Below are 13,502 nucleotides of genomic sequence, written 5' to 3'. Positions count from 1 at the left end.
GGCTCCCGAGGCAACGCGTATCGGCAGACCTATTTGCGGGTCGCGGCGTCCATCTCGCGAAAACGGTCGACCGCTTCGAGGTCGCCAAAATCCTCCAGCTCGAACAACTGGCGGATCTCGATCTCGCCGTCCCCCATATGCGGGTTGGGAAAGCGGCTTGCCCATTCGCGCGCTTCCTCGACCGAGTTCACATTGATGATCGTGTAGCCGGCGATCAATTCCTTGGTCTCGGTGAAGGGGCCGTCGATCACGGTCTTCCCGCCGCCCGACCATTTTATACGCCAGCCTTTCGAACTGGGCTGCAAGCCGTTGGCGTCCACCAGAACGCCGGCCTGGGCAAGTTGCTCGTGATAAGCCGCCATTGCCGAGAAGAGCTCTTCGCCGGGCATCACGCCAGCTTCCGAATCCTTGCTGGCCTTCACCACGATCATGAAACGCATTCTCATACTCCATCGGTTCGCGTGCCGGCCATCCGGCGCGCCATGCGAGCATGACGAACGATAGTGGCCAAAGCCGACATTCGGGAACGAGAATTCTTCAACGGCTCACACCGCCGTCACGAAACTATCGATCACCCGCTTTTGCCCGGCCTTGTCGAAGTCGATGGTCAGCTTGTTGCCCTCGATTGCCGCGACATTGCCGTTGCCGAATTTCTGGTGGAACACGCGGTCGCCGACCTTGAAGGGCGAGGGCGTGTCGGCCACCGACTTGGCGACGAGTTCGCCGTCGATGGTGCGGCTCTTCACCGAGCCACGGCCGGCGCCATAGCCGGAATCGGTCTCGCCATAGCCGATGCGCTCGACATGGTGGCCGGAGCGCGAGCCCCAGTTGCGGTCGGTCGCCTCGTTGCGGTTTTGTTGCGCGCGCTGCCAGCCGGGCGTGGCATAGGTGTTGGAGAAGGATTTCTGGTCCGAACCTATGCTGTCGAAGCGCGAGGCGCCATAGGGGTTCTGGCGGCCGCCATAGCCACCGCCGTAGCCGCCATAGGAATCGCCGGCCTCGGCCACTTCCACATGCGCTTCCGGCAATTCGTCCAGGAAGCGAGACGGGATGGTGGATTGCCAGAGGCCATGGATGCGGCGGTTGGAGACGAACCAGATGTGCAGGTTCCGCTTGGCGCGGGTGAGCCCGACATAGGCCAACCGCCGCTCTTCCTCGAGCCCGGAACGGCCGCCTTCGTCGAGCGAGCGCTGGTGCGGGAACAGGCCTTCCTCCCAGCCCGGCAGGAACACGGTCTCGAACTCCAGGCCCTTGGCCGAGTGCAGCGTCATGATGGTGACGGCGTCGAGCTCCTCGTTCTGCTCGCTGTCCATGACCAGCGCGACATGCTCCAGGAACGAACGCAGCGACTCGTAGTCCTCCATGGAGCGGATAAGCTCCTTGAGGTTTTCGAGCCGGCCCGGTGCCTCGGCCGAGCGGTCGTTCTTCCACATGTCGGTGTAGCCGCTCTCCTCCAGAATGATCTCGGCAAGCTCGGTGTGCGGCGTGTTGTCGAGCGCCTTCTGCCAGCGTTCGAAATTGGCGACCACTTCGCGAAGAGCGGCGCGCGGCTTGGGCTTCAGCTCGTCGCTCTCGGCAAGATTGGCCGCTGCCTCCAGCATGGGGATGCGCAGGGCGCGTGCCGTGTCGTGGATCTGGCGGATGGCCGCCTCGCCAAGCCCGCGCTTGGGCACGTTGACGATGCGCTCGAAGGCGAGGTCGTCGGCCGGCTGCGCGACGACGCGGAAATAGGCCATGGCGTCGCGGATTTCCTGCCGCTCATAGAAGCGCGGGCCGCCGACGACGCGGTAGTTGAGGCCGAGCGTGACGAAACGGTCTTCGAACTCGCGCATCTGGAAGGAGGCGCGGACCAAAATGGCCATGTCGTTGAGCGCATGGCCCTTGCGCTGCGCCTGCTCGATCTCCTCGCCGACGGCGCGGGCTTCCTCTTCCGAATCCCAGGCGGCGTGGACATGCACCTTGGCGTCGTCCGGGTCGGCGATGTCGGTGAACAGCGTCTTGCCGAGCCGCCCTTCATTGTGCGCGATAAGATGCGAGGCAGCCCCGAGGATATGGGCAGTGGAGCGATAGTTGCGCTCCAGCCGGATCACGACCGCGCCCGGAAAATCCTTTTCGAAGCGCAGGATGTTGTCCACCTCCGCCCCGCGCCAGCCATAGATGGACTGGTCGTCGTCGCCTACGCAGCAGACGTTCTTCTTGCCCGGCGCGCCGGTTTCCTGGGCCAGCAGGCGCAGCCACATATATTGCGCGGTATTGGTGTCCTGGTACTCGTCGACGAGGATGTATTTGAAGCGGCGGTGATATTCCTTCAGCACGTCCGGATGGGCGCGGAAGATGCGGATAGGGTGGCAAAGCAGGTCGCCGAAGTCGCAGGCGTTCAGCGTCTGCAGCCGGTCCTGATATGCCTTGTAGAGTTCGCGGCCCTTGCCGTTGGCGAAGGCGCGGGCGTCGCCTTCGGGGATCTCGGCGGGGCCGAGCCCCTTGTTCTTCCACGCGTCGATCATCATGGCGAACTGGCGCGGCGGCCAGCGCTTGTCGTCCAGCCCCTCGGCCTGGATGAGCTGCTTGATGAGGCGGATGACGTCGTCGGTGTCGAGGATGGTGAAGTCGGAGCGCAGGCCGGCAAGCTCGGCATGACGGCGCAGCATCTTGACCCCAATGGAGTGGAAGGTGCCGAGCCAGGGCATGCCCTCAATGGCTTCGCCCACCAGAAGGCCGACGCGCTGCTTCATCTCGCGGGCGGCCTTATTGGTGAAGGTGACCGCCAGGATCTGCGAGGGGAAGGCACGGCCCGTGGCGAGGATGTGGGCGATGCGGGTGGTCAGCACGCGCGTCTTGCCAGTGCCGGCGCCGGCGAGCACGAGCACGGGGCCCTCGGTGGTCTCGACCGCCAGCCGCTGTTCTTCGTTGAGGCCCTTCAGATAGTCAGGCGCGGATGCCTGGCGTGCGGCCATGGCGCGGGCGGCGATGCCGCCGGGCGCAGGCGCGCCGGCAGGGCGCGGAGCGGGCGCACCAGGCTCGTCGAAGAAGGGGATGTCGTCGGGAAAGTCTGACATTTCCATCGAATGTAGTGATTCGGGGCCGAAAGGCCAGCTATGTTGCCGTTTTGTGCCCATGGTTGGGCGACCGATCCCCCACTGAGGTTGACGGACCCTTGATTGCGGAGGGTTTGCTGCAGCGATACAGTCGCACGGTCAGCTTTGCCAGGGGAGGGGTATGATGAGGACGGTCGACACGATTTTCGGGGTTTTACTGCTGATTGGCGCAATCCTCCACAGCTACGGCACCTTCATTGGCTATCCGCTGGGCTCGGAGGTATTCGTCTGGTCGCTTGCGGGTTCTCTGGCGGCCGGGCTCATCGCCGTGCTCAATATCCTGCGCAGCCGCCGGCCGGGCGACCGGGCGCTCGCCTGGATATGCCTGGTTTCCAGCCTGTGCTGGGCGGGAGTGGCGCTGGCCTTCGGCCGGGCGATCGGCAATGTCGTGGACCCGCGCGTGCTGTGGCACGCCGTCGCCGCACTGGTTCTGGCTGGCTTCAGCCTGCGGACACTGATGATGCGCGCATAGCTCCCCCGTGCCGGGAGCCGGTCGCGGACAAATTTTCAGCTGCACGGCCGAGGGCCGCGCGCGTGCTAGTGGGTCGTCAACCCGAGCTGGCCCTTGAGCCCCGGCACGGCGTCGACGATCTGCTTGATCGTATCGGGACCGGCGGCTTCCTCGGCCTGCTGCAGAAGGGTCTCGCCTGCCTGCTTGATCTGCTCGGCATCTAGGCCGCTGGCCCGCAACTGTGCGAGACCGTTGACCAGCGCGCCGGCCCTTTCGCCCAGCAGTCCACCGAGAACGGAACTGATGGAGCCGAGCAGTCCGCCGCCTCCGCCGCCGGCCTGGCTTGCCGGCATGACGTCGTAGCTGTGGGCGAGGTCCTCGGTGCCGGGGACGCTGCTGAAGAGGCCCGCAACGCGGTCCTCGCCCGCTTCATGCTCCAGCACCGACAGGATGGTGCCCACGGCCATTGCGGTCTTGGTGGAATCGAGACCGGTCTTGGTCGAAACCGAGGTGATGATGTCTTGTGCGTTCATGATTGTGGCCTCACTGGTGGGGATTCAGGCGTATGTTGCAATCCTTCCAATAGTCGCGCCATGTTTCCCTGTCCGATATCTTGCCGGCTGCCTTGTCGGCCTTCCACTGGGCCTTGCATTCGTGCACGCGTTGCCGGAAGCCCATCTTGCGCGGCATGGGCTCGTGGCCGCTGGGGGCTGCCGTCGTTGCCGCGGCGAGGACCAGCGGAGCGCCGGTCATATCGCCGGCAATGCCGCAAGTGGGAAACGTCAGGAATGCCGCGCCGATTGCCAGGGCGCTCGCTGACATCAGGGTCTTGAAGGTCATTGCACTTCTCCTTCGTTGACGTTGTCGCGTTGTCCGGCACGAACAAGCTGAACCAACCCGACACGCATCTGCGGGACATCGGAATACGGCAGTGGTTCGCCGAGGGTGCGGTGCGCTGCCGGCAAGGCGAGCCCGCAATCGAAAGCCTTGTCCTTGAGATGTAGCGATGCCGCCGGGTGGACAGCGATTGACGAAAATTTGATGTGCTGGCCCCTGCCGGTCGCCCGCATATTTGTCCGATGAACGAGAGGAAGGAGGAGCGAAAGTGGACAAGCCGACCATCACACAGGCGATGATCGACGCCTATGACGAATACACGCATCTGACCCTGGACCGCCGCGGCTTCATGGAGAAGCTGACGAAGCTGGCGGGCTCCGGCGCGGCGGCAGTTGCGATCGCGCCGCTGCTGGCGGCGAATTCGGCGCAGGCGGCGATCGTGGCCGAGGATGATGCGCGGGTGAGGGGTGAGGACATCACCTATCCGGGCTCCAAAGGCGAGATGAAGGGCTATCTCGTGCGCCCGGCAGCCGAGAGCGGCAAGCTCGGCGCCGTCATCGTCATCCATGAGAACCGCGGCCTCAACCCGCATATCCGCGATGTGGCGCGACGCATCGCGCTGGAAGGTTTTGTCGCGCTGGCGTCCGACTTCCTCTCGCCGCTCGGCGGCACGCCGGCTGACGAGGACAAGGCACGCGAAATGTTCACCCAACTTGCGCCCGAGCAGACGATAGCCGACGGGCTGGCGACTATCGCCTATCTCAAACGGATCGACGGCGGCAACCGCAAGGTCGGCGCGGTCGGGTTCTGCTGGGGCGGCGGCGTGGTCAACGATCTGGCGGTCAATGCGCCGGACCTCGACGCGGCGGTGGCCTATTACGGCCGCCAGCCGAAGAGCGAGGACGTGGCGAAGATCAAGGCGCCGCTGCTGTTGCACTACGCCGGCAAGGACGAACGCATCGACGCGGGGATCGACGCCTACAAGGCGGCACTTGAGGCAGGCGGCAAGAGCTTCACGATCTATGTCTACGAAGGCGCCCAGCATGCCTTCAACAACGACACCTCGGCGGCGCGCTATGACAAGGCGGCGGCAGATCTGGCCTGGGGTCGCACCACCGCGTTCCTCAAGGAAAAGCTGGACGGGTAGGGTGCGGGCTTCTCAACCTTCGTTAACACGCGGCGAATCGCTTGGTTAACATGAAGGGGCAGGAGAGACGCGATTCTCCCGGCTGCTGTTGCCGCGCCGGACCCGTTTCAGGGCCGGCAGAAGCTGCGTGGGTGCTCGCGCAGCCGTAAGAAGAATTTCAGTTCATCTTCGAGCGGCGCTGGTTTCTTGCAGATGTAATGATGGCGCGTGCGTAGATCATCTTCATAGGTATAGGAAGCTGAAGACGTTCGATGCGGTAAAGCTCGTTGTTTATCGTCTTCAGCGCGCGCCAGAAGTCGTAATCGCTTATCGTATGGTCGGATGCCAGGCGGCTGGACATCTGAGAAACGTCTATCTTCATGCCAATCCTCTAAACGGCGCCGCCCCTCACCGTTCCGGTAATTGAGTCGAGTCGTCTCGGATTTTGCCCGCCAGACCGGTGGGATCAATCCGCCCCTTCGCTCAAACTGTGCAAAAACCCTTAAGGTTAACGTGTCAGTCTCCGTTAAAATTTTAACGATTGGCGCGATTTCCCGGGTAAATGCAGGATGCGGCGGGCATCGAAAAGATGCCCGCCGTCAGCATGCCGCCGGGTGAGCGACGCGGTGTCGCAGCAGGTGTTGGAAGGGGATCAGCCGTTCTTGCGCTTGATGCCGATCGAGCGGCCCGCACGCTCCGGCACCGGCAGGGTGGCGTGTGCCGCGGCCATGCCGTCGACCTGGGCCTGGATATCTTCGGGGAAGGAAGCGACCTTCGGACCCGACATGTCGATATGCAGCGACAGCGTCTCCGAGGTGGCGGCCAGCCAGCCGTCGACATGGCGGATTTCCTGATAGGCGCGCAGGCGCTTCTCGTCGTGGTCGATGAGCTGGAAGCTGACCGTGACCTTGTCGCCCAGATGAAGCTCGCGCACGTAGCAGATGTGCACTTCCGCCGTATAGATCGTGAGCTTGCGGTCGCGGGCGTAGTCCGCCCCCACGCCCAGAAGCTCCAGCGCGCCGTCGGAGCCACGGTCGAAGATCACGTTGTAGTAGGCCATGTTGAGATGGCCGTTGTAGTCGATCCAGTCTTTCTCGATCTCCATCTCCTGGGAGACGAACGGGGCCTGGATGGTCATTGACAGCTTCCTTGTTTGGCGATTGTTGAGTGGGAGTATCCTTAAACCCATCTCGCCGGCCACTCATGGTCCAATAGCGGAGGAAAGCATGGCTCTTAGCGACGTGGCGGCGGTTCAGCGCAACGAGGATGGCATCGCGGCGGTGCTCAGCATCCTCAAGCAGCGTTTCGGCGAGCGCTTCCAGACCGGCGCGGCGATGCGCGAGCAGCATGCGCACACCACCACCTATATCCCCACCCAGGCGCCGGACGGGGTGGTGTTTCCTGAAACCACCGAGGAGGTGCAGGAGATCGTGCGGGCCTGCGCGGCGCTCCGCGTGCCGGTGATCGCCTTCGGCACCGGCACCTCGCTGGAGGGGCATGTGAATGCGCCGGGCGGCGGCATCTCGCTCGACACCTCGCGCATGAACCGCGTCCTCGCCGTCCATGCCGAGGATCTCGATTGCGTCGTGGAGCCCGGCGTGACGCGTGAGGCGCTGAACACACATCTGCGCGACACCGGCCTGTTCTTCCCGATCGATCCGGGCGCCAATGCCAGTCTGGGCGGCATGGCGGCCACGCGTGCTTCCGGGACGAATGCGGTGCGCTACGGCACCATGCGCGAGAACGTGCTGGCGCTGACGGCGGTGATGGCCGACGGCCGCGCGATCACCACCGCCAGGCGCGCCAAGAAGAGCGCGGCCGGCTACGACCTGACGCGGCTTCTGGTCGGGTCCGAAGGTACGCTCGGCATCATCACCTCGCTGACCCTAAAGCTCTACGGCATCCCGCAGGCGATTTCGGGCGGCGTCTGCCCGTTTCCCTCGGTTGAGGCGGCGTGCAACGCGGTGATCGCGACGATCCAGATGGGCATTCCGGTGGCGCGCATCGAACTGGTCAACCAGTTACAGATGCGGGCGATCAAGCAGCATTCGCACCTCGACTATCCCGAGAGCCCGTGCCTGTTCGTGGAGTTCCACGGCAGCGAGGCGAGCGTGGCCGAGCAGGCCGAGAGCTTTGGCGAGATCGCGGCCGAGCATGGCGGCGGGCCGTTCCTGTGGACCAGCGTGGCGGAGGAGCGGGCGAAGCTGTGGAAGGCGCGGCACGAAGCCTATTGGGCCTCGCTGACGCTGCGGCCGGGCGCGAAGGGCCTTTCCACCGACGTCTGCGTGCCGATCTCGCGTCTGGCCGAGTGCATCGCGGAAACCGAAGCCGACATTGCCCGCATGGGGCTGATCGCGCCGATCGTGGGGCATGTCGGCGACGGCAATTTCCACGTTCTGGTGCTGATGGACGCGAGCGACCCGAAGGAAGTCGCGCAGGCCGAGGAATTCGTCGGCAGGCTCAACATGCGCGCCATCTACATGGACGGCACCTGCACCGGAGAACACGGCATCGGCCAGGGCAAGATGGGCTTCCTCGCACACGAGTTGGGTGACGCGGTGGACGTTATGCGCTCGATCAAGGCCGCGCTCGATCCGCAGAACATCCTCAATCCGGGGAAGATCCTGCCGCGCTGACGCCCTTGCCCCTTGACCGCTCCCGCATCGTGCCAAACATTTTCTTTTTCCGGCCCCGAAATCTGGAAGAGCGCACAGCCGAGGAGCAAGCGACATGGCGATTTCACGCAAGGAAGAAGCCCGGGCCCTGAATGCCGACGAGCGCGAGCTGGTGGAAAAATCCCACCACCCCGAAATCCAGCATCTTTCCGACGCGGAACTGCAAGAGCTGGTCAAGCTGATGCGCGACAGGCGCGACAAGGCGCAGACCGATGTGTTTCGTCGCCGCCGCGAGATTCGCGGCAAGGGCGTGCCGAGAGGCGCCAAGCCCGTCACCGGCGATGCGGGTTCGCGCACCAAGCTTGCCGTTCTGGCCATGGCCATGCGCCGGGTGAACACCGAGGTTGAGCGTCGCCAGCAGCTCGCGGCCAGTATGCAGCAGATCGAGAACTCGCGCCGGGCGCTGGCCATTAAGAAGAAGGCGCAGACCAAGGCGGCGGATTTCAACACGCGCCATGCGCATAGCGGCATGCGGGCGGTGGAAAGCAGCAAGACCAAGGACCTGATCCGGCCGATGGAGCTGGGCCGCCAGCGCAAGGCGGGCCAGGTGGCGCAAGCCAAGCGCGACTCGCGCGGACATCACGCGCTCTGAGACCGAGGCGTCGGCAACGAGGCCCGTGGGGGCTGCCGGCACCGCGCGGCCGGAGGGTTTTGTGCATCCGGCCAAGATGCCTCTTTATCGACACGCTCATCCGGGTAGAGTGCAGGCTCTTTTGGGGCGATTTGTCGGAGTGAGATGCTGGCCCGACTCTTTGTATTCGTGGGCGGATTGATCGTGCTGGCGCTGACGGCGGCGCTGGTGGCTCCGTACTTTGTCGACTGGACCTCCTACCGCGCCGATTTCGAGCGCGAGGCGAGCGTCATTCTCGGGCGCAAGGTGACGGTGGAGGGGGCAGCCACGGCGAGGCTGCTGCCATTCCCGTCGGTGACCTTCTCGGATGTGACGGTGGGCGGCTCGGCCGACGGCCAGCCGGCGATGACGGTCGAGAAATTCTCGATGGATGCCGAACTGGCGCCGTTCATGCGCGGCGAACTGCTGATCTTCGACATGCGGCTGGTGCGGCCGAAGGCCGTCATCGACATTGCGGCCGACGGCACGGTCGACTGGGCCATGCGGCCGTCCTCTCCCTTCGATCCCAGGCGCATCGCGCTGGAGAAGCTGACCGTGACCGACGGCCAGGTCGAGATTCGCCATGCCGCCGGCGGGCGGGAGCATCGACTGACCGAGATCAATACCGAGATTTCGGCCAAGTCACTTGCCGGCCCTTGGCGGGCCAACGGCACCGCGCTGGTGGACGGAATGCGCACGGCGATTGCCGCCTCCACCGGAACGCTCGACGAGGAAAACGGCCAGCTGCGCGTGAAGGTGAGGGCCGAACCCGAGCTTTATCCGATTGCCATCGAGGCCGACGGCAATGCGCGCATCGAGAAAGGCGCGGCCCTCTATTCGGGCCAGTTCAAGATCACCGGCCAGGAGCGCGCGGCGGAAAAACTGCGCGGTAGCGACGGCGAAATGGTCAAGGCGGCGGGGCTGAAGGGCGAGCCGGGCTTCCGGCTGAACGGCCAGTTCTCGCTCGACCACCGTAAGCTCGACATCGGCAATTTCCGCTTCGAGACCGGACCGCTCGACGACCCGTATACGGCCGACGGCACCGCTTTCGTCGACATTGGCACCGCGCCGCACTTTGCCGTCGAGGCCAAGGGCGCGCAGGTGCGCTTCGACGAGGCGGTTGCGGGCAGCGACACGAGCGCAGGCCTGACGCTGGCCGAGCGGATTTCCGCGCTTGAGAAGGCGCTTTCCAACCTGCCGAAGCCCGGCATGCCGGGCAGCATCGACGTCAACCTGCCGGCGATCGTGGCCGGCGACACCACAGTGCGCGACGTGCGCCTGGCAGCCGAGCCCACCGAGGGCGGCTGGGCGGTGAAGTCGCTGGCCGCGACATTGCCGGGCCGAACCACGCTGGAAGCCAACGGCCTGCTGCGCACCGAGGGAGATTTCGGCTTCAAGGGCTCGCTGCTGCTCGCCGTCAGCCAGCCTTCCGGCTTCGCCGCCTGGGTGGCGTCCGAAGTGGACGAGGCGATCCGGCGCCTGCCGGCCGCCGGCTTCAAGGCCGATGTCGACATGACCGAGCAGCGCCAGAGCTTCGACCACCTCGAACTGGTTCTGGGCAAGGCGAAATTTTCCGGCCGCATCGACAGCCGGCAGCCGGCCGACATGCGCCCCTCGGTGGAGATCAAGCTCGACGGCGAGGCGCTGGATTTAGACGGGCTTTCGGCCTTCGCCTCGCTCTTCGTCAGCGACAAGGGCGACAACCGCTTCGCGGACCGCGACCTCGACTTCGACATCAAGGCGGGGCCGGTTTCGGCCGGCGGGCTCACCGCCGACAGAATTGACACCGCGCTGAGGCTGCGCAGCGGCCTGCTGGAGATCGACCGGCTGTCGGTCGAGGGGCTGGCGGGCGCGTCGCTGAGCGCGACCGGTCGGATCAAGGATTTTCCAAACAGCCCTACCGGCAATCTGGACGCTTCGATCGTTGCTGTCGACCTCGCGCCGCTGATCGGTCTCGTGGGCGAACGCTATCCGGACAATGCGCTGCTGGCAGGGCTTGCCTCCCGCGCGGCGACGCATCAGGGCCTGTTCGAGGACGCCCGCATCGATGTGGTGGCAAGTGCTGCCGCCAACGATGACGGCAGCACCGGGGTCGCGCTGAGCGTGCAGGGCAATGCCGGCGGTTCGGCTATCTCGGCCTCGCTGAGCGGCAAGGGACGGCCCGAAGAGCTGGACGGCGCGACGCTCGACCTGTCGCTTTCGGCGCGCAACGACGACGCCACCGCACTGATGGCGCTTGCCGGCCTGCCGACACTGCCGCTCGGCCTCACGGGCCCGGGCGAGCTTTCCCTCTCGGCCAAGGGCTCGGCCGCGAACGTGCTCGACACGACGTTCAGCCTGGGCGGAGATGACTTTTCCGCTTCGTTCGAGGGCACGACGGGCTTTGCCGGCGAGCATGCGCGGGCAAAAGGTACGATCAAGCTCGACACGCGCGACATCGAGCCCTGGCTGATCACGGCTGGCTACGGCCTGCCCGGAATGGGCATGGGGACGCGGATGACACTCGCCGCCGAGGCGGATTACGAGGACGGCCTGCTGGTGCTCGACGACATCGCGGGCACCGTCAACGAGGGTGCCGTCTCGGGCGCGATCAATGCCGAGGTCAAGAACGGCGTGTCGGAGCTGACCGGTGCGCTGGAGCTGGACGAGTTGAATCTCGAGCCGGCGATTGCCATGGTGCTCGGCCAGGAAGCGATCGCGCCGGCTGGCAAGGCTTGGTCGGCCATTCCCTTCCAGCCCAAGCCGCTGTCGCCTTTCGCCGCCAATCTCGACCTCACGGTCGGCACACTGACGACGGTCGGCGCGGCGACGGCCCACGATGCGCGGATGCTGCTGAAGCTGGACGGGGAGGGCCTTCGGCTTTCGGACGTGAAGGCCAAGCTCTTCGACGGCGAGCTGGACGGACTGTTCGAGCTCAAGAACGACGGGGGGACCGGCCTGTTCTCCGGCCAGATGAAGCTCGACGGCGTCGACCTTGCGGAGGCTCTGCCCGATACCGGGCTTGCCGGCCGCGCCGACATCGCCACCGCGCTGACGGCGAGCGGCAAGTCGGTGGGCGGTCTCGTTGCTGCGCTGTCCGGCTCGGGCACGGCCACGCTGAAGGGGCTGGTCGTTCCGGGGTTCAACCCCGATGCTCTCCCGGCCCTGATCGAGAAGGCCGACGCGATCGGCCGCGACATCAATGCCGAGCGCACGGCCAGTTTCGGGCCGGGGATCGCCGGTTCCGGCAATTTCCCGGCCGGGGATGCCGACATCGCCTTCACGGTCGCCGGGGGCGTGCTGCGCGCGCCGCCCTTCAACTTCGAGACGCCGGCGGCCAGGCTTTCGAGCGACCTGCGCGCCGACCTCAACGCCGGAACCGTCGCCGCCGACGGCACGCTGGCCTATGCGCCGGGCGACGAGGCGCTGGTGGGCTCGGAGCCGAGCCTGCGCTTCAGCCTTTCGGGCACGCCGTCGGCGCCGGTGCGGACGCTGGACAGCGATCCGCTCGGGCAGTTCCTGACGCAGCGCGCGCTGGAGCGCGAGCAGGCGCGGGTGGAGGCGATGCAGGCGGAGGTGCTGGAGAAGCAGAGGCTGCGTCGCGAAGCGCGCTACTACACCGCGCTTCAGCACGAGCGCGACCGCGCCGCCGAGGAGAAGCGCCGCCGCGACCAGGAAGAAGCACGACTGAAGGCGGAAGCCGAAGCGAAGGCACGCGCTGAAGCGGAGGCGGCGGCCAAGGCGGAGGCGGAAGCGAAGGCTGCGGCAGAGGCGAAAGCCAAGGCGGAAGCAGAAGCCAAGGCCGCCGAGGAAGCGCGCCAGGCTGCCCAGGAGGCCGCGGCGCAGAAGGCGGCGCAGGAGCGCCGAAAGGCCGAAGCCGAAGCCAAGGCGCGGGCCGAGGCTGAAGCGGCCGCCAAGGCCAAGGCCGAAGCCGAGGCAAAGGCCGAAAAGGCGAAAGCCGACGCGGAAAGGGCCAAGGCCGAGGCCCAGAAGAATGCCGAGCCGATGTTCGACGTCGAGCGCGCGCCGCTGCCGCCACCGGCGCGCCCGAACGAGCCGGCTGCCGGTGGGGCAACAAAATTCGACCCTGAATCGATCGAGGAACTGCTGCGCAATCTCGACAGCGGCGGTTAGCCCGAGCCCGTCCGGCGGCTATCGCCTTGCAGAAAAATCCTTCGGCGCTGTCGGGCGGGTGCCGGCCCATGCGTCTTGAGGTGGAAACAAACCATGGAGACGAGAGAATGACCGCCACAGCTGAAACCGCCTCGACCGCCGAGCGCGAACTGGTGCTGACCCGCATCATCGATGCGCCGCGCGAAAAACTTTTCCGCGCCTGGACCGAGCCGGAATTGCTGGTGCAGTGGTTTGCGCCGCAGCCCTGGACCACCGCTTCCGCAAAGCTCGACGTGCGGCCGGGTGGCGGCAACGTGATCGTCATGCGCGACCCCGAGGGCAACGATTACCCGAACAGCGGCGTCTATCTGGAGGTGGTGGAGAACGAGAAGCTCGTCTTCACCGATGCCTATACCGAAGCCTGGGAGCCGTCCCAGAAGCCGTTCTTCACGGTGATCCTGACCTTCGAGGATATCGGCGGCGGCAAGACGAGGTACACGGCCCGCGCCCGCCACTGGAGGGTAGAGGACCGCGATGCGCACGAGAAGATGGGTTTTTATCAGGGCTGGGGCCAGTGCACGGACCAGTTGGCTGCTCTGGTGGCGAGGCTGTAATT

Annotated in this window: 12 protein-coding genes; 6 read left to right on the top strand and 6 right to left on the bottom strand. The window is 65.6% G+C overall.

From position 1 onward, the window contains the following. Positions 1 to 29: 29 nt before the first annotated feature. A complete protein-coding gene (locus ABLE85_RS06780) occupies positions 30 to 440 on the bottom strand; it encodes a YciI family protein (RefSeq protein ID WP_348791929.1) in 411 nt (136 codons plus the stop codon). A gap of 105 nt (positions 441 to 545) precedes the next feature. Beyond that, positions 546 to 3,056 (bottom strand): UvrD-helicase domain-containing protein, encoded by a 2,511-nt coding sequence (locus ABLE85_RS06775; protein ID WP_348791928.1) that lies wholly within the window; start codon positions 3,054 to 3,056, stop codon positions 546 to 548. Positions 3,057 to 3,219: 163 nt separating this feature from the next. Between ABLE85_RS06775 and ABLE85_RS06770 the strand changes: the two genes are divergently transcribed. Continuing rightward, entirely contained in the window at positions 3,220 to 3,567 is a 348-nt protein-coding gene (locus ABLE85_RS06770) for a hypothetical protein (RefSeq protein WP_348791927.1), read from the top strand. Between the two features lie 65 nt (positions 3,568 to 3,632). Here ABLE85_RS06770 and ABLE85_RS06765 read toward each other — a convergent pair whose 3' ends face one another. Together ABLE85_RS06765 and ABLE85_RS06760 are read right to left on the bottom strand one after the other, a co-directional pair. Continuing rightward, positions 3,633 to 4,079, bottom strand: a complete 447-nt coding sequence (locus ABLE85_RS06765; protein WP_348791926.1) for a hypothetical protein — start codon at positions 4,077 to 4,079, stop codon at positions 3,633 to 3,635. 10 nt (positions 4,080 to 4,089) lie between these two features. Next, positions 4,090 to 4,386, bottom strand: a complete 297-nt coding sequence (locus tag ABLE85_RS06760) for a hypothetical protein (protein ID WP_348791925.1) — start codon at positions 4,384 to 4,386, stop codon at positions 4,090 to 4,092. A 292-nt stretch (positions 4,387 to 4,678) separates the two neighbouring features. Here ABLE85_RS06760 and ABLE85_RS06755 point away from each other — a divergent pair, with 292 nt between their 5' ends. Then, the gene (locus ABLE85_RS06755) at positions 4,679 to 5,530 is read left to right on the top strand and encodes a dienelactone hydrolase family protein (protein ID WP_348792122.1); all 852 of its coding nucleotides are present in this window, start codon (positions 4,679 to 4,681) and stop codon (positions 5,528 to 5,530) included. 157 nt (positions 5,531 to 5,687) lie between these two features. Here ABLE85_RS06755 and ABLE85_RS06750 read toward each other — a convergent pair whose 3' ends face one another. Together ABLE85_RS06750 and ABLE85_RS06745 are read right to left on the bottom strand one after the other, a co-directional pair. Continuing rightward, the gene (locus ABLE85_RS06750) at positions 5,688 to 5,891 is read right to left on the bottom strand and encodes a hypothetical protein (RefSeq protein WP_348791924.1); all 204 of its coding nucleotides are present in this window, start codon (positions 5,889 to 5,891) and stop codon (positions 5,688 to 5,690) included. 270 nt (positions 5,892 to 6,161) lie between these two features. Continuing rightward, positions 6,162 to 6,647, bottom strand: coding sequence for a thioesterase family protein (locus ABLE85_RS06745; protein WP_348791923.1), 486 nt, complete (start codon positions 6,645 to 6,647; stop codon positions 6,162 to 6,164). An 88-nt stretch (positions 6,648 to 6,735) separates the two neighbouring features. Here ABLE85_RS06745 and ABLE85_RS06740 point away from each other — a divergent pair, with 88 nt between their 5' ends. From ABLE85_RS06740 to ABLE85_RS06725, 4 genes are all read left to right on the top strand, one after another. Further along, entirely contained in the window at positions 6,736 to 8,145 is a 1,410-nt protein-coding gene (locus tag ABLE85_RS06740; RefSeq protein WP_348791922.1) for an FAD-linked oxidase C-terminal domain-containing protein, read from the top strand. A gap of 94 nt (positions 8,146 to 8,239) precedes the next feature. After that, positions 8,240 to 8,776, top strand: a complete 537-nt coding sequence (locus ABLE85_RS06735) for a hypothetical protein (protein ID WP_348791921.1) — start codon at positions 8,240 to 8,242, stop codon at positions 8,774 to 8,776. 144 nt (positions 8,777 to 8,920) lie between these two features. Beyond that, positions 8,921 to 12,907 carry an AsmA-like C-terminal region-containing protein gene (locus tag ABLE85_RS06730; protein WP_348791920.1) on the top strand — a complete coding sequence of 1,329 codons (3,987 nt, stop codon included), beginning with the start codon at positions 8,921 to 8,923 and terminating at the stop codon, positions 12,905 to 12,907. Positions 12,908 to 13,014: 107 nt separating this feature from the next. Beyond that, positions 13,015 to 13,500 carry an SRPBCC family protein gene (locus tag ABLE85_RS06725; protein ID WP_348791919.1) on the top strand — a complete coding sequence of 162 codons (486 nt, stop codon included), beginning with the start codon at positions 13,015 to 13,017 and terminating at the stop codon, positions 13,498 to 13,500. The last annotated feature ends 2 nt before the right edge of the window (positions 13,501 to 13,502 follow it).

Origin of the sequence: Mesorhizobium sp. KR1-2 (assembly GCF_040045035.1) — a bacterium.
Lineage (GTDB): Bacteria > Pseudomonadota > Alphaproteobacteria > Rhizobiales > Rhizobiaceae > Pseudaminobacter.
Note: the sequence above shows the minus strand (reverse complement) of the source record. Positions and strands in the feature narration are given on the sequence as shown.